The organism is Methylovulum miyakonense HT12, assembly GCF_000384075.1.
Classification (GTDB): Bacteria; Pseudomonadota; Gammaproteobacteria; order Methylococcales; family Methylomonadaceae; genus Methylovulum; species Methylovulum miyakonense.
The window spans coordinates 3205961-3222974 of sequence record NZ_KB913025.1 but is presented as its reverse complement, the minus strand read 5'-3'; the positions used below and the strand labels follow the sequence as shown (position 1 = coordinate 3222974).

Sequence of the window (17014 nt, the reverse complement as noted above, 5' to 3'; positions counted from 1 at the left end):
CAAAATGCACGAAAAGCCCCCGCCCCTATTTTGTTCGTGCCGCCTAATGCGCCTACTGTTGGTTTTCGTGCCTTTCGTGGACAATTTACCCTAACCCGAAAAATTATCGCCAATCGAGTTAATCCTATAGATTACCCCCCAGTATTGTTATCATAAGCCATTGAATGGCGGCAGTTCGCCGCCCTTCGCGTGACTAAAAGAGCCTTTTGTGAATACTGCCGAATTTTCATCCTTACCGCTAGACCCCGCCCTACTCGAAAACATTGCCTCCTTGGGCTACACCCGCCTGACCCCTATCCAAGCCGAAGCCCTGCCGCACATCCTTGACGGCAAGGACATCATCGCCCAAGCCAAAACCGGCAGCGGCAAAACCGCCGCGTTTGGCATCGGTTTGCTGTCGCGCATCGACTTTAGCCGTTTCAGCGTCCAGGCTTTGGTGATTTGCCCAACCCGCGAACTGGCCGACCAAGTCTGCAAGGAATTGCGTCTGCTGGCGCGGTTTACCCAAAATGTCAAAATCCTGTCCTTATGCGGCGGCGTACCGAGCAGGCCGCAAATTGATTCTTTGGAACATGGTGTGCATATCGTCGTCGGTACGCCAGGCCGTTTGCAGGAACATTTGCGCAAACGTAACCTCCGTCTCAACCATTTGCAAACGCTAGTGCTGGACGAAGCCGACCGCATGTTGGACATGGGCTTTGCCGAAGCCATTTCCGACGTGATTTCCTACGCGCCCAAACAGCGGCAAACCCTGCTGTTTTCCGCCACCTACTCCGACCCGATTAGGGAAATCAGCAAAAAATTCCAAGACCAGCCGATCACCGTCAGCATCGACAGCCACCACCACGACAGCGTCATCGAACAACATTTCTACCACACCGAAAAATCCAAACGCCTCAGTGCCTTAGGTTATTTGCTTGCCTACCACCGCCCCGAATCGACAGTGATTTTCTGCAACACCAAACGCGAATGCCAAGACATCGCCGCCGCTTTAGATAACTGCGGCTTTTCCGTACAAGCCTTGCACGGCGATTTGGAACAAAACCAACGCGACCAAGTGCTAGTGCGTTTCGCCAATAAAAGCTGTTCGATTTTAGTCGCCACCGACGTCGCCGCACGGGGTTTGGACATCAAAGACCTGCAAGCCGTGATCAATTACGAACTGCCTTGGGATCCTGAAATTTACGTCCACCGCATCGGCCGCACCGGACGCGCAGGCAAACAAGGCCTAGCCTTAAGCCTGTGCATAGCAGCGGAACTAGACCGCGTCAAAGCCATAGAAGAGTACCAAAACATGACCGCCAAATGGGACGAACTCGCCCCCTTCCAAATGGTTTACGAAGAACGCTTTAGGCCGCCCATGGCGACTTTATGGATAGACGGCGGACGTAAAAACAAACTCCGCCCGGGCGATATTTTGGGCGCCTTGACGGGCGAAGGCGGCATAGCTGGCAGCGACATCGGCAAAATTGATATTTTTGACGACCAGGCTTATGTGGCGGTCAGGCAAGATAGTGTTGATATGGCTTTGGCTTGGCTGAAAAAGGGCAAGATTAAGGGCAAGAGTTTTATGGTGCGGAAGTCGAAATAAAGGTTGAGGCACAATGTAGGATGGGCTGACGTAAGGAAGCCCATCAAACTCGACAATACCCAATGATGGGCTTCCCTTCGTTCAGCCCATCCTACGAATTTTAAATTTTCGTTTTCAAACCAGCTTGTTTGAGTATGGCATTAGCCGTTGGTTTGGACTTAATGGTAAATGGCACACAGAAAATTTTCTGATTAATTGGGCTACGCCAAATTTCATGGCTACCCTTACCTTGGCGGACAAAAACACAACCAGAAGCGCGTAACAGCTCAATCAACTGCGGATAGAGCGTTGAAACCATTAAGCTTTCACCGGATGCGTGGTTTGTTCATGAGAAAAACGCAACCGAAGATTCTCAGCATCGACACCCACGTTATTTAATTCCGCCAGTTCAGGCGCAATTTGCCAAACTCGTTCCAACAAATCATCATAACTTTCTGCCTCGGTGACCAAACCCAAGGGGTCACATTCAGCCGTCCAAATGCCATCCAACACAGAAACCTCAACCACAAAAATAGTCTCGGTTGGTTCAAATAAATCAACCGGCTTACGCGTCTGTGCCGCCAAAGCCGTTTTTAAAGTGTTTAGTACAAACGCATTGATGTTTTTGATTCCCGCCAATTCGGTGTTCATTTCATCGGGGATTTCAATGGTAATATTCATGTTTTACCTTATTGATTATATTAAAATTTATCTTTATAAACGGCTAATGCTTGTATTACAGGCTGGCGGGATTGTAAAAACTAGTGCTCTTGACTTAACTATTAGTAACGCAAGCTATTTGCTATAAATATTAATTCAAAAAGGCATCTCATTTTCTGCACTAATATTGTTCGTACATATTTCTATAGTTAAGTAGGTTTCAAAAAACTCCTTACCTTTCTTTTCTATCGAAACTAAAGAATCTGGTGAAATACCTAATTTGCGTAAAATTTTCTCTTCATTTTTTTTTGCGTTCGGATCAATATTTACGATACGCTTCCTAGGGTCTCGCTTGATTGCCTGACTTAATAATTTATTGATGTAGTCATCACTAAAACTATAACCGACTGAAAAAATTAGGCGTGTCGATGATTCAAGTGAATATTTCCTTAACTCATGAGTATAGAAAAGATATGGATCACCAGAATTTAATTTGTAGTTCACGCCAAAAATTAGTTCTGGATTTTTACATGAATCATCTCTGCAATATAAAAAATCTTCAGCTGTTCTGCCACGCTCCCAATCAATTGATCCATGCATCTTATAAAGATAAAAATCAACATCCTCAGCCTCATTCCTCTCAAAACGTGATGCTTCCCACTTATAATCAATTGGATCAAATCCCGTTTCGACTCGATAATTTGAATTTTTAAGATTTCGTTCTAACAAAAGGTCATAGTTCAAAGTGAATATTCGAATAGCATATCCATATTGCTTTTTGAAATTACCTAGTCCATTTAAATAGCTACCGTCTTTAAAGGAATTTTTGGGTTTAACCCAATCTATTAGATTACTTCTAATTAATGTATCCAGCTCTTCTAAATTCCTAAATTCTGATCCAGCAACTTTTGTAAGATGGGTATTCCACGCGCCTACAAACGGGTATAACTTGTTTTTATGCTTTTGATTAAGTTCTTCGATAACACCTAATAAATCTTCAATACCTACTGGATCTTCAAAATTCCCCTCAAGCCCTCGCTGATACATAATTGAACTTTTAAGAAAATAATATAAATCACGAAGTTCAGGCTTTTCACCAAGTAGTTCCTCAGTCTGTTGGCTCATTTTAATAGCCATTGGAATACCGGCATCACAACTTGCACCAGCCCCTAATAGAAAAATTACGGATTCAGGGTTCATAATTTAACTTTTATAGAAACCAAGGGTTAAATGATTCACAAGACAATATTGAAAAATCACCTACTGCCTCGTATTTGCTGAACCTCTTCATAAATGTTGCTATCAGCCATGGATAGTAAATTGAAACGGGTTGTGCTTTAGAATTAAAACCTCGCCAATTTGCTCCTGTAAGATTAATAATATCCTGAAGATAAGATTTATCATCATCATAATTATTTTCTGAGCCATGCAAAAATTCGACATGTAAAGGTTCTGAAACTCTTCTACTGACTGTTGGATTACCGTATTGCAAACCTTCCGTCCAAATTAGATATTCTGTATTCGATAACTGTACCATCGAACTTTCATAAGGAATTTTGGTGTTGTGGTAACTAAAACCCAAAAATTTATGTTTTGAATTTATTTTGATCACCTTTATCTGAAAGCTTATGTCCCCAGTTACCTCTTGTACGGATTTTTTAATAATATCCACTTCTTGTCGGCTGACTTTATAAGGAACGTGAATAACACATTCTTCGATATGTGTATTATTCTCGCTGCAGATAATTTTGATCAGTTCCTCCTTTAAACGAATTAAATATTCACCCTCATTTTCAGATGATGACAGTGGCTGTACGCGATTAAAATTTCCTTTTGTATCAATACAAACGGTATATGCAGTGTACTTTATGATATTTCCCTCAGAATCTTTTTCATGGGCACTTCCAATTCCAAATATCAAACATTTTTCATGACTAGGTATAAGCAACCATGGGATGCCTCCCAATTTGCTAAATATTTGAAGCCCAATATTACCAATTGACCATTTTAGTTGTTCTTTTTTACCCATTGTTTCTTGAGTAATTGTCTGAGTATAAAAACCATGCTTTATCGCTTGAAATTTCAAATGTGAATATATTTCTTTATTTTTATCTTCCGTCAACAATGATGGAAAAAAAGTTAGCACACATACCTTGCAATTATTTTTACCAATCATTTCTACTGCTTTTTCAATAACTTCTGCCATTTCAGCATTGTTATAATTGATAACTAATTTGTACTCCACACAGTTTTTTGAAAATGGCAAACTAAACATACTTTCTAATCCAGAAAACATACCATGAAATAATTTGCCATCCAAACCAGAATAAACTTCACGAGCCAATGAACGGAGAGGTTCTGTAAATACAAACAGATATTTCACTTCATCTGATACAACTTTATAAGGGCCATTTTGCTTTATCCCAACAAATGGAGAGCTTGATTGATTACCACCGCCAAATTTATATTGCTTTGTATCTAGTTTATCAGATGGTGTATCAGCAAGTTTGGTCACAATCGAAATATCCTCGAATAAGTTACCAAGATTTGCGATAACAGAATTTATAAAATCTGAAATAAGCCGGAATTTATCACCATAAAAACTACGATTTTGTTGGTACCTATTATCTAAAGAAAGGCTTAATTTCTGAACTTCCCTATTAAAAGGCTGATTCGAATTTACTTTGAAATGATGTTGAATTAGGAAACCAAATTCGAGGTGATTTTTTAGAAAATAAGGCATTAATATGATTTCTGAATTACCTTCTTTATATTCTTTGATAATAAACCGTAATTCGTTATAGAAAGATTTCGGTGGAAAATACCATTGGAATGAACAAGCAACTTCTTCTAATCGGTTTTCAAGTGAACGAAGTAAGTACCGCTTTGTTAAATCAAAATTTTCTTTGGCATCGCAGATATATTCATCAAATCCATCGAGTTTATTCCAACTAATATCAAATTCCTGATAATTATTATATTTCGATAACTTTAATCTGAACCTAATGCCTGTTTCACTTCTTTCATGGCTTTTATTTGCCTCCTTTCGGTAAATTGTGATAGTAAAATTTTGGTCAGATAATGGCAAAAAATTTAAAGTTATTTTATTCATCAAATTCTTATCTGTAACCATACTTCCGCCTCCATGTATTCCTGAATACATTCATTTTATATTACCGATAATTTAATAATACCTTTTCGAGCAAGTACGTCTAGCACTCTCAAAACTGGCAAGTGATATAAATTTCTCAAATTAAGGTGTGGCTCATTCCGCAAAAAGTTAGTCCACATGTTGATCGATGCTGCCTTTAGTAAACCGCCCCGCTGCAACATCTTGCTGGACTTCATAAAACGCCGCTTCCAATTCCATTTCACGGAGGTAATGGTAATGGTCAATTTTCATAACCACGAAGGACTCTTTGCCATTGACGGAAATAACAGCTTCCGGTTGTATGGCTAGGCTTTCTTCCAAACAGGCAATGCCTTTGGTTTTTAAGTCGTTGGCTGTAATCATTTGCTTGGCCTAAGTTTATGTCCGTTTAAGTTTAACTATAGGACTGAGTGGATGCTAGGTCAAATCCTATCTACACAAGGGAAAACAACAGCACCATAGGGTGTGTGCTGAGGCACAAAGCGCATCTGTCGGGTTATCTCCAACTGATCCTACGGAAAAATATCAACCAGCCCAATTGACGCCATGGTGTCATTATTGATACCATTTTAAGCATGACCACTTCCCAAAAAATACTCGAACAAATGCGCCGGGAACCGAACAATGTGCGGTATTCCGACTTGCTCAAAATTTGTGAGGAATTCTTTGGGAACCCCCGACAATCGGGTAGCAGCCATACCGTATTCAAAACCCCTTGGCGATCCTCGCGTGAATATTCAAAATGACAAAGGAAAGGCCAAGGCCTATCAAGTCCGGCAAGTGCTGCTAGCCATAGACAAATTGAAGGAGCGCAAAAATGAACATTGACCACTACACCTACCGCCTCACTTGGTCACCGGAAGATAATGAACATATCGGACTGTGCACTGAATTCCCATCGCTTTCGTGGTTAGCACCCAGCCAAGAAGAAGCCTTAGCGGGTATCCGGCAAGTAGTTGCGGAAGTCATCGCTGATATGCAAAGCAACGGCGAAACCATCCCTACGCCTTTGGCGGATAAACACTACAGCGGTGAATTTCGGGTTAGGATTCCGCCAGAAATCCATCGCGCTTTGGCAATGCAAGCAGCAGAGCAAGGTATCAGTTTGAACCGCTTGGCTAGTGCAAAGTTAGCGGGTTAGAGTTTTCTCCACGACGGACTCACTATTTCAATAATTCCTTCCGAATCCGGTTTGGATCACGCCGACAATCAAGGACGCGATAGACGATTGCCGTATCACCCGTAATTTTGTAATACACGGCATAAGGAAAACGTTTGGCCAACAAACGGTAAAATCCGAAATGGACAGAATGGATGCCTGCGTAGAGGGCCAATGAATCAATCTCGGCGAACAAGCTATCGAAAAAATAGTCGCCAACACCGGGTGCTTGGCGGCCATAGAACCGCCTCGCTGCGGCAAGGTCTTCGATTGCAGAACGGAAAACTTGGATTTTCATTCAAATTGCGAACGTAGCGCTTTCTTGGCATCTTGCCAATCCAACACGTCAATATCGCCAGCCAAAAATTTTCCCTCGGTTTCTTTTAGCTCGGTTTCATGCCAAGACAAATTGGGCAAATTGCTTTCATCACTGACCAAATCGCCCCAAAGGGCTTCTATCAGCTTGAGTTTTTCAATGGCAGGTAGGTTATGGAGTTCGGTTATGTTCATAATGGGAAACACCTGTTGTACTTATGGGTAAAATTCAAATCGGCTGCGGATAAAGTGACTGCCCTGTCAGATGAACCCATCGCTAGGCCACGCAAGTAGGGCGGGATGGATACCCGGCATATTTCCCATTATGAACATATTTGCCGGAACTCAAACAAAAAAATCAAAACTCATCTGCCCGCTTTCGTCGGGTTTGCGGAACAAATCGGTACGCAAGGCGGGCAAGCCTCCATCCAATTGCAAACGTTTGCTAATCAAACGGAAACGTTGGGCGAGCAAATCCGCGTAACTGCCAGTGCCAGTCATGCGTTGGGGAAATGCCGGATCATAGGTTTTGCCGCCCCGGCATTCGCGGATCAGGTTCAACACATGCCCGGCTTTGAGCGGGTAATGCCCATGCAACCATTCTTCAAACAATCCGGCAACTTCCATCGGTAACCTTAGAAGGATGTATTCGGCGCCCATCGCCCCGGCGGCGTGGGCGGCTTTGACGATGCTTTCCAGCTCGTGGTCGTTTAAGGCCGGGATTACGGGCGCGACCATCACGCCTGCCGGAATGCCCGCTTCGCGCAATTTCGCCAAGGCCTCCAAGCGCCGTTGCGGCGCGGCGGCGCGGGGTTCCAATGTACTTGCCAACCCCTTGTCCAGCGTCGTGACCGAAAGGAAAACCGACACCAAGCCCTGCCCCGCCATTTCCGACAGCAGGTCAATATCGCGCTCGACCAATGCCGATTTGGTGACGATGCTCAGCGGATGCCGGGTTTCCGCCAGCACTTCCAATAGTTGCCGCATGATTTTGTGCTGGCGTTCTAGCGGCTGATAGGGGTCGGTGTTCGTCCCCAAGGCCAAGGGCGCACAACGGTAATTGCGTTTGCCTAGCTCTTCGCGCAACACCCGCGCGGCATCGGGTTTGATCAGGATGCGGCTTTCAAAATCAAGGCCAGGCGACATGCCCAAATAGGCGTGGGAAGGCCTGGCAAAGCAATAAATGCAGCCGTGTTCGCAGCCCCGGTAGGGGTTGATGGAGCGGTCAAAGGGCAAATCCGGCGAATCATTGTAGCTGACCACCGACTTGCTGCTGTCGATGATGGTTTCGGTTCTCAGCGGCGGCAAGTCGGCATCCAGGCTGCCCCAGCCGTCGTCTTCCGCCACGCTGCCTTGCTTTTCGTAACGTCCGGCGGCATTGCTGATGCTGGCGCGGCCTTTATAAACTAAGGGTTTTGGCATATCCGTCATGCTTGTGATGGCAAGTGGCCACAACCTAAACGGTTAGCCCAAACGTTGCTGGCATCATACAAATTGGTCGGGCAACCAGCCCCTTTGCACACCTTCACGAAAACACCACGCCGGTGTGGTTTCGGTTTTGTAGCTCCAAAAAAACCAGCCCAGGTATTTTTCAAAGGTGATCAGCTGTGCGCCGGCGTGGGCGCGGTAGGCAACCTCGGTTTGAAAATCATCAAGCCCTTCCAATGCGTGGTTGAACGGGCCGTTCGCCCACAGTGACACGACCCGCAAATCAATCCCCAAGCTCCATTCGCCGACCACGGTCCATACGCCACGGTCATTGTTGATGTCGTCGGCTTCGTTTTTCCATTCGACGACGGTTTTTTCAAGGTGGCCTTGCACGTCCAAATCAATATCTTCGCGGACGAAACACTGGTAGCGGTGGATGTCGAAAATGACATTGCGGAATTCAGGTCCGGCCATGAAGCCGCTGTATTCGGTGTAGGAACGGAAACCATCATGGAAAACTACGGCGACGTCTTCAGGCGGGCAGTATTTGCGGATACGGTGGTAGGCATCGGTATGGTATTTTTTTAACAAATCGGTCGGGATGTCCCAACGCGGTTCGTTGAGGGTCTCGATGGCATGTAAGGCAGGGCGGGTGTGGTAGCGTTCCGCCAAGCGTTCCAGCACGGATAAGGCATGGTTGATATAGGCGTCTTGGGTGTGCCATTCGCACACGTCCTTAATGCCGCCGTTGTCGAAACCGTTTTGGCAGCCTGGTGCGGCATGCAAGTCCAACACGATATGCAGGCCAAATTCTTCCGCCCAATCGAAGGCGCGGTCAAGGACATCAATGCCGCCTTGCACAAACGGGTATCTTGCATCGCCATACGCGCGGTGATAGGGGTAATCGTGGCCGAATATCCAATGCCCTAAAGGGATGCGCACGGCATTAAGGCCCCTGGCGGCTATCCATTCAAAATCAGCGCGGGTGATGAAGGTGTTCCAATGGTGCGTCAAGGTTTCTGCGGCACGTTCGCCCAATTCCACGCAGTAGGAAGTTTCATCGGTCGCTTCCAGACCGTCAAATAGGCTGGGCACCATCCATTTTTCAATGACCAACCAACTGCCCAGGTTGACGCCGCGCAATTTTTTGCCAAATTTGTTTGCGAAAGTTGTTTTCATCTTAATTCACTATCGGTTAAGGGGTGAAGCGGGATTGCCAGGACATTTGGCAATGCCGCCAGGATGCCGTTCAAGAGCCCAATGCGATCCGCCGCTCATGAAAAGGCTCCGCCGTTGGTTGGTTGCTGGTCGTCAGAAGTGTGGCGTTCGGCAATTGTTGGCAAATCAGGCGGTACATGTCTGACTCACCGTTTGGCGAAAGCGAATCCAGGGATTCTTGCAACAGGATCCATTTGGGTTTTTTTAACAGCAACCGGGCCACACCTAAACGTTGCTGCTGTTCGCGCGGCAGGGCGGTATCCCATGATTCCACCCGGTCAAGCTGCCCGATCAATTCGGTAAGCCCCACCAATTCCATAATCTGTTGCAGTTCGTTTTGATCAACATCTATCGGGTCATCGGGATAGCAAACGGCGTCGCGGAGCGTGCCCGTCGGCAGATAAGGCCGTGGCGGCATAAAGAACATGGGCTCGTTATCCGGCAACTCGATGCGCCCTTCCCCCCAAGGCCATAATCCGGCGACCGCCTTAAACAATTTGGCGGCGGTGGCCGTATCACCTTCCATCAACACATGTTCACCGGGCCTAATATCTTCGTTAAACGCGGACATGCAAACCTTGCGGTCAAGTTTGGCAAGGCACAGGTTGTGAAAACGCAAGAACGGTTGGTCAGTCCTTTCCAGGGCGATACGGTAGGGGTCGGGGCGGGAGAGTTCTTGCTCAAGGTCGTCCAACGCCTTGACCAGGCTTAACACCCTTTCGACCGAAGCGCGCCATTGGGCGACTGCGGACATATTGTCAACCGGCCAAGATAACGCGGAGGTGGTTTGCTGAAAAGCTTGCACGGATTGCATCAAGCTACCTAAGCTAATGCTACCGAGAATATAACGGGGGGCTGACATCAGCACGGGGAAGGCCATCGACAGCACCGAATACCCGGAGGTGAACAGCATGATGTTCGACATGGCGCGGGTTTGCTTATGGAAGGCTTCGACAATGTCGCCAAACAATCCCTGAAGATGTTTGCGTTGCGTGCTTTCCCCGTAAATCAGGGCAATGGCTTGGGAGTTTTCACGGGCGGTGGCCAAATCAAAACGGAAGTTGGCCTCAACGGTCTGCCGGGCATCGGTCGCTTGGGTCAATGGCTGGCCAATACGCCAACCCAGGAAAGACGCGCTAACGGCATAAATAATGGCCGCCCAGACCAGATAACCATGGATCGTCAAGCTGAACAAGCCGACATCCAGCGTGACCGTGCCGGAAATATCCCAGAGTATTGTCGTGAAACTGGCTATCAGCAGCAGGCTATAAAAAAGCGAGTGGGACAAGGCAATCGCTTCTTCAGTGGCAATGCGGATATCTTCGGCGATGCGCCCGTCGGGGTTATCGTGTTCGGCAGACTGGATATGGGTCACCTGGTAATGCCGCCCTTCCCTCATCCATAGCCCCGTGACCCGTTCAGTCAACCAAGCACGCCAGTCAACTTGCAGACGCCGCTTGATTTTCAGATGGTTGACGGTGACCGCCATACTGGCGGCAAAAATTAGCGCCAGCAAGGCCATTTCTTTCAGCAAACCGGACATGGAATGCTGTTCCAAGGCGTCAAACAGTGCGGCGCTCCATTCAGTGATGATCACCGCAAGCATCATTTGCATCACGGTCAAAGCAATGAGCAACAGCGTTTGTAAACGTATTTTGGCCCGATTTTCGGAGCACCAGAATGGCCCCGCCAAACGTATAAATTGCATAAAAAATCCGTTTTTATACCACATAAGCCTTACTCCTTATGGACGTGGCACCAGCACAGTTTTGTCTTTAAGTTGTTATTTATACTGTGATAATACCGGGTTAGTGTAGAAACGCAGGAAGCGCATAGTGGCGTTTATTGTTATTGTAAATGCCGCGTCTTCGTCTACGGTTAGGTGTTTTTTTGTTTTTATTATTTTTGTTTTTATTATTAAGGACGGAACGTCAAGCCCAGTATCACCCTAAAGCCATCAAAATTTCCATGTTAAAGGATTGTTCATATCCATTAACCGCATCCCTATCTAATTAATCCATCAAGACAAAATCTTCCTTACCGACCCTGCAATCAGGGCAGCGCCAATCATCCGGCACATCTTCCCACCGTGTCCCCGGGGCAATATCAGCATCCGGGTCGCCTTCCGCTTCATCATAAACATGGCCGCAAACTTCACATGCGTATTTTTTGTATTCAGACATAGTCATTTCCTGTATCGATATAGTTGTGAGAAAGCCGTATCGCCCTTTTCGTCGTTGGCTTATCCGACTGTAACATTTTCAGCATAATTTTCAATGCTAATCTGCCCCGCACTTTTTAAAGGGTAAATACGTGGCCGCTTCGGCTTTATAGGTTTGCACCTCCAACCGCTCACGGCGTAAAAAATCGGCAATGGCTTCAGCGAATCGCCCATCTTGGATCCAGTGTGCGGAATAGGTTGTCACAGGCTCAAAACCACGCGCAATTTTATGCTCACCCTGCGCACCGGAATCAAACTTGGCCAGCCCATGTTCTATGCAGTAATCAATGCCCTGGTAGTAACAGGCTTCAAAATGCAGGGAATCATATTCTTCGTAACACCCCCAATAACGCCCGTATAAGGTGTCTTCGCCAATAAAACTTAATGCGGCACCGACCGGGCTACCGTCTTTAAGTGCAAAAACCAACAAGAGTTGCCCGGGCATAGTTTCTGCAATTTGCCGGAAAAAGGCCAAGTTCAAATACGGCTGGGAGCCTTTTTTTAGATAAGTGAGGGCGTAAAATTGGAAGAACACCTGCCACTGCCCTTCACTAATGTCCTTTCCTTGAATTTTTTGCAATTGGACACCTTGCCCTATGACCTTGCGCCGCTCCCGCTTGACCATTTTGCGTTTGCTGGCGCTTAAGGTTTGCAAAAAATCATCAAAATGCCCATAGCCTTTGTTAAACCACTGGAACTGCACACCCTCACGGATACTTAATTGTGCGTTTTGCAGCAACGCAAGCTGTTGGGGATCAGGGAACAGGCAATGCCAAGACGAGACGCCATATTGCAGGGCCAGTTGTTTTACGGTGGCAAGCAGCAACACCAGGGTTTCATCAGCATTGACGCCCGGCTTAACGGCAAAACGCGGGCCTTGGCAGGGCGTGAACGGGATGGCGGCCAGCCACTTGGGGTAATAGTCCAGACCGTGTTGGTGGTAAGCATTGGCCCATTGCTGGTCAAACACATATTCGCCACGCGAATGGTATTTAAGGTACATCGGCATGATGGCGCAGAGTTCGCCAGCATTGAAAACCAACAGATGCCTGGGCAGCCAGCCCGATTTTTCGGACACGGCACCGGATTGTTCTAAGGCAAGCAGGAACTCATGGCGTAAGAACGGGTAAGCACCCTTTGCCAAGCCATTCCAAGACGCGGCATCCACTTGGCTAAGGCTTTCAAGCAGTTTCACTTCCATGGCCAATCAGTGGGGACGGGTAAAAAACTTGAAAGCCAGGATAAGGTTTAACGGGTGTGAAGTTCCGCGTACAAGGCGCGGAATTCGTCGCTTAATTTGTGGTTAGGCACATAATGCACTAAGGGTTGCGATACCGAATGGGATTCCCTGACCTTGACCGAAGGCGAAATCATCGCCGCGAGCACTGGCAAGCCTTCCGCAATCAGCTCATCGACCAATTGCCGTGGCAAATTGGCCTGTTTTTGGTACTGGTTAACGATGATGCCTTCAATTTCCAGGCTTTGGTTATGGTCGGCCTTGACCTCGGCGACCGTATGCATCAGCGTATAGAGGGCTTCCCTGGCAAAGGTGTCGCAATCGAAGGGAATCAGGCATTTTTCCGCCGCAATCAATGCGGATTGGCTATAGAAATTTAAGATCGGCGGGGTGTCGATGAAGATATTGTCAAAACCCGCCAATTTTTCCAACGCCTCTTTGAGTTTAAATATCTTAAACCGCGATTCCAGACGGCCTTGCAAGGGATCCAGTTCAGGATGGGAAGGGATGACAAACAAATTCGGGAAAGGCGTGTCATGGATAAGGCCTTCCAAACCCGAGGCATTACTGTTGCCACCAAACAATGACAAGCTAAGGGAATTTTTGAAGAACAGCGCAATAGTTTTGTCGCTTTCGCTGACTTTACTACCCAACAAGTATTGCGTGGAGTTACCTTGAACATCCAAATCGACCACTAACGTCCGCTTGCCTTCCATAGCGCTGATGGCCGCCAGATTACAGGTGATTGTTGACTTGCCGACACCGCCTTTTTGATTAAAAATCACTCTACGCATGGTTATTCCTGCTAAATTATGGTTAAGCCTTGGCTATTGTTAGATACGGACAAAAGTGTTGCCATGGCAAGAGGGGCATTCGGGGATTTCGCTGGCGGCTTTGAAGGCGATTTCCTTACCGCAAGCATCGCAGATAAAAGTGCCGGGGCTAGTGATGTCACCGCTGTGGTACACATGCTTGGTCGCCAATTGCTCAAGTTTTGCCAATTCGATACGGGTTTTGTCAGCAAGGCTTAAAAATGCGTCCAGGGCAAAGTTCTCTATCAATTGCACATCAAACTTAAACCATTCGCTAAGGGAATCGTTATCGGTGCTGCCGGACAAGCCATGCGCCGCATGCTCCACATCGCGTTTGACAAAGCCCGCCACTTTATCCAATTCCTCGCTGGTCAAGTTGCTGACTTTGCTTATTTTTCCTTTGGCGATTTCCAGACTGTCGGCAAACGAATGCAAGGTGTCGTCCATCGCTTCGTAAAGATGGTTCATCAGTTCTAGGTAAGCATTGATAAGTTTATTTTTATTCATAGTCCAACTCCTGAAAATGGCGCTTTAGATTTAAGCAAGTGTACGGTATTCTAACGCTTTTGATCGGTAAAAGACGAGAAGGATGCAAGAAAATTATCAACCGCTCATGATTGAGCAAGACGCGCAAAACGCTTGGGAACATTCCGGCGTATTCAAAGCTTCAGAATCTTCTACAGCAGACAAGTACTATTGCCTGTCGATGTTCCCCTACCCTAGCGGCAAACTGCACATGGGCCATGTCCGCAACTACACGATTGGCGATGTGATCAGCCGCTATCAACGTATGTTGGGCAAAAATGTCTTGCAACCCATGGGCTGGGATGCCTTTGGCCTGCCCGCCGAAAATGCCGCGATGCAAAACAATGTCCATCCTGCCGACTGGACGTACAGCAATATCGACTACATGCGCGACCAGCTCAAACGCTTAGGGTTTGGTTATGATTGGGATAGGGAAATCGCCACTTGCGACCCTAGCTATTATAAATGGGAGCAATGGTTCTTCCTGAAATTGCTGGAAAAAGGCTTGGTTTACAAAAAAACCGCGCCCGTCAACTGGTGCCCGAACGACATGACCGTGCTGGCGAACGAGCAGGTCATTGACGGCTGTTGCTGGCGTTGCGACACCCAAGTCGAACGCAAGGAAATCGCCCAATGGTTTTTGAAAATCACCGCGTATGCCGAAGAATTATTGACCGCGTTAGACACATTGGACGGTTGGCCTGAACAGGTCAAGACCATGCAGGCCAACTGGATAGGGCGCTCGGAAGGCGTAGAAATGGATTTTGCCGTGCCTGAGCTGGGCGAACCTGTGCGCATTTACACCACCCGCCCTGACACCTTGATGGGCGTGACTTACCTTGCGGTTGCCGCCGAACACCCGCTGGCCTTGAAAGCCGCCGAAACCCATCCTGAAATCGAAGCGTTTATCCACGAATGCAAAATGATGGAAACCTCCGAAGCGGCGATGGAAACCATGGAAAAACGCGGTGTCGCGTCCGGCATCTCTGCCCTGCATCCGATCACTGGCGAAGCCGTGCCCGTGTGGATCGCCAATTTCGTGCTGATGGGTTATGGAACAGGCGCGGTGATGTCGGTGCCGGCTCACGATCAACGCGATTACGAGTTTGCTAGAAAATACAGTATTCCAATGAGGCAGGTAATTGAAGAAACACCTCCTTTGCCTACTTACCCAGCACAAATATCATCTATGATCCGTTGTGAATCTGAGCTCTGGACTAATGATAAATGGCAAGATTGGTACGCAACAAAAAATGGCAAATTGATTAACTCAAGTGATGAATTTAATGGAATGCCCTTTAAGGTGGCATTCGATGCAATTGCCAAAAAATTAGAGCAAGATGGAAAAGGTACACGCAAGACCAATTTCCGCCTGCGTGATTGGGGCGTGTCCCGCCAACGCTATTGGGGCGCACCGATCCCGGTCATTTATTGCGACGGCTGCGGCACTGTGCCTGTGCCGGAACAAGACTTGCCTGTCACCCTGCCGCGTGATGTGGTGTTGGACGGTTCACAATCGCCGCTGGTCGCGCATCCGACCTTCTCCAAAACCACTTGCCCGACTTGTGGCAAACCCGCGCGGCGCGAAACCGACACTTTCGACACCTTCATGGAATCGTCCTGGTATTTCGCCCGGTTCGCCAGCCAGCCCGGCAACGCCATGCTAGACACCAAGGCCAACCATTGGTTGCCGGTCAATTATTACATCGGCGGTATCGAACATGCGATTTTGCATTTGTTATATGCACGGTTTTACACCAAGCTATTGCGTGACGAAGGTTTAATCACCTGTGACGAGCCGTTCAAAAAATTGTTGACCCAAGGCATGGTGGTTGCCGAGACTTTTTATCAGCTTAACGGCCACGGCCACAAACAGTATTACAACCTGACCCAAGTCGATGTTGAATGTGATAAAAAAGGCAAAATCATCAGTGCCAAGTTGAAAACCGACGGTTCGGAAGTCACCGTGGGGCATATCGAAAAAATGTCCAAATCCAAAAACAACGGTGTCGACCCGCAAGTGCTGATCGACCAGTATGGGGCGGACACGGTGCGTTTGTTCATCATGTTCGCCGCGCCGCCTGAGCAATCCTTGGCCTGGTCGGATAGCGGCGTGGAAGGCGCGTTCCGCTTCCTGAAACGGCTGTGGCGGCAAGTGCATTTGCATGTCAGTTCCGGTTTGGCGGCATCAACGGTCGATAAAGCAACTTTGACACCTGAACAACGCAACGTCCGCCGCCAATTGCACCAGACCATCCAAAAAGTCAGCCATGATGTCGGCGTGCGGACGATTTTCAACACCGCCATCGCCGCGAACATGGAACTGATCAACACGATGTCCAAATTCACTGATGAATCCGCCAATGGCAAGGCCATCAGCCAAGAAGTGTTGGAAGCGATAGTGCTGATGTTGTCGCCTATCGTGCCGCATATCTGCCACAGCTTGTGGCAGGCATTAGGCCATGAAAAAGCCGTGATGACCGAAACCTGGCCTCAGGTCGATGAGGCCGCCTTGGTGCAAGACGAGCTGGAAATGATGGTGCAGGTCAACGGCAAGCTGCGCGGCAAAATCGCCGTGCCGGTCGGCACGTCCAACGATGAAGTGCAAGCGATGGCGCTGGCTGACGCGCAAGTGCAGCGCTTCCTTGAGGGGGCGCCGATCAAAAAAATCATCGTCGTCCCAAAAAAACTCATCAATATCGTTATTTAAAAGGAACT

The 17014-nt window shown here is 47.4% G+C and carries 17 protein-coding genes; 3 read left to right on the top strand and 14 right to left on the bottom strand.

What is annotated here, in order from left to right; genetic code table 11:
• Positions 1-208: 208 nt before the first annotated feature.
• The gene (gene dbpA / locus METMI_RS0115865; protein ID WP_019867281.1) at positions 209-1591 is read left to right on the top strand and encodes an ATP-dependent RNA helicase DbpA; all 1383 of its coding nucleotides are present in this window, start codon (positions 209-211) and stop codon (positions 1589-1591) included.
• A 100-nt stretch (positions 1592-1691) separates the two neighbouring features.
• On the opposite strand, the gene METMI_RS28310 is transcribed toward dbpA, so the two are convergent.
• The 5 genes from METMI_RS28310 to METMI_RS0115835 form a co-directional block, all read right to left on the bottom strand.
• Positions 1692-1889: a type II toxin-antitoxin system HicA family toxin gene (locus tag METMI_RS28310; RefSeq protein WP_019867280.1), complete on the bottom strand. Its 198-nt coding sequence runs from the start codon at positions 1887-1889 to the stop codon at positions 1692-1694.
• Entirely contained in the window at positions 1889-2251 is a 363-nt protein-coding gene (locus METMI_RS0115855; RefSeq protein ID WP_019867279.1) for a DUF1902 domain-containing protein, read from the bottom strand. Before METMI_RS0115855 ends, METMI_RS28310 begins: the two co-directional genes overlap by 1 nt.
• A 135-nt stretch (positions 2252-2386) precedes the next feature.
• Positions 2387-3430: an SIR2 family protein gene (locus tag METMI_RS24330; protein ID WP_083930351.1), complete on the bottom strand. Its 1044-nt coding sequence runs from the start codon at positions 3428-3430 to the stop codon at positions 2387-2389.
• A gap of 10 nt (positions 3431-3440) precedes the next feature.
• Positions 3441-5363 carry a Piwi domain-containing protein gene (locus METMI_RS0115840; RefSeq protein WP_019867276.1) on the bottom strand — a complete coding sequence of 641 codons (1923 nt, stop codon included), beginning with the start codon at positions 5361-5363 and terminating at the stop codon, positions 3441-3443.
• Positions 5364-5510: 147 nt separating this feature from the next.
• Positions 5511-5744 (bottom strand): hypothetical protein, encoded by a 234-nt coding sequence (locus METMI_RS0115835; RefSeq protein ID WP_019867275.1) that lies wholly within the window; start codon positions 5742-5744, stop codon positions 5511-5513.
• 454 nt (positions 5745-6198) lie between these two features.
• On the opposite strand from METMI_RS0115835, the gene METMI_RS0115825 reads away from it, so the two are divergent.
• Entirely contained in the window at positions 6199-6522 is a 324-nt protein-coding gene (locus tag METMI_RS0115825; RefSeq protein WP_019867273.1) for a type II toxin-antitoxin system HicB family antitoxin, read from the top strand.
• Positions 6523-6544: 22 nt separating this feature from the next.
• On the opposite strand, the gene METMI_RS0115820 is transcribed toward METMI_RS0115825, so the two are convergent.
• The 9 genes from METMI_RS0115820 to METMI_RS0115780 form a co-directional block, all read right to left on the bottom strand.
• On the bottom strand, positions 6545-6838 hold the full coding sequence (locus METMI_RS0115820; protein WP_019867272.1) for a type II toxin-antitoxin system RelE/ParE family toxin: 294 nt from the start codon (positions 6836-6838) through the stop codon (positions 6545-6547).
• Entirely contained in the window at positions 6835-7050 is a 216-nt protein-coding gene (locus METMI_RS0115815) for an addiction module protein (RefSeq protein WP_019867271.1), read from the bottom strand. Before METMI_RS0115815 ends, METMI_RS0115820 begins: the two co-directional genes overlap by 4 nt.
• A gap of 150 nt (positions 7051-7200) precedes the next feature.
• Positions 7201-8277, bottom strand: coding sequence for a PA0069 family radical SAM protein (locus METMI_RS0115810; protein WP_156829874.1), 1077 nt, complete (start codon positions 8275-8277; stop codon positions 7201-7203).
• 63 nt (positions 8278-8340) lie between these two features.
• On the bottom strand, positions 8341-9462 hold the full coding sequence (locus METMI_RS0115805) for a glycoside hydrolase family 5 protein (protein ID WP_019867269.1): 1122 nt from the start codon (positions 9460-9462) through the stop codon (positions 8341-8343).
• Positions 9463-9532: 70 nt separating this feature from the next.
• Positions 9533-11209, bottom strand: coding sequence for an ABC transporter ATP-binding protein/permease (locus METMI_RS0115800; protein ID WP_232215239.1), 1677 nt, complete (start codon positions 11207-11209; stop codon positions 9533-9535).
• A gap of 304 nt (positions 11210-11513) precedes the next feature.
• Positions 11514-11684, bottom strand: a complete 171-nt coding sequence (locus tag METMI_RS0115795) for a rubredoxin (RefSeq protein ID WP_019867267.1) — start codon at positions 11682-11684, stop codon at positions 11514-11516.
• 96 nt (positions 11685-11780) lie between these two features.
• The gene (locus tag METMI_RS0115790) at positions 11781-12923 is read right to left on the bottom strand and encodes a GNAT family N-acetyltransferase (protein WP_019867266.1); all 1143 of its coding nucleotides are present in this window, start codon (positions 12921-12923) and stop codon (positions 11781-11783) included.
• Between the two features lie 47 nt (positions 12924-12970).
• Complete coding sequence (locus METMI_RS0115785) at positions 12971-13753, bottom strand: ParA family protein (RefSeq protein WP_019867265.1); 783 nt, start codon at positions 13751-13753, stop codon at positions 12971-12973.
• Positions 13754-13792: 39 nt separating this feature from the next.
• Positions 13793-14278 carry a zinc ribbon-containing protein gene (locus METMI_RS0115780; protein WP_019867264.1) on the bottom strand — a complete coding sequence of 162 codons (486 nt, stop codon included), beginning with the start codon at positions 14276-14278 and terminating at the stop codon, positions 13793-13795.
• An 82-nt stretch (positions 14279-14360) separates the two neighbouring features.
• Between METMI_RS0115780 and leuS the strand changes: the two genes are divergently transcribed.
• Entirely contained in the window at positions 14361-17006 is a 2646-nt protein-coding gene (gene leuS / locus METMI_RS0115775) for a leucine--tRNA ligase (protein ID WP_019867263.1), read from the top strand.
• Positions 17007-17014 lie beyond the last annotated feature (8 nt).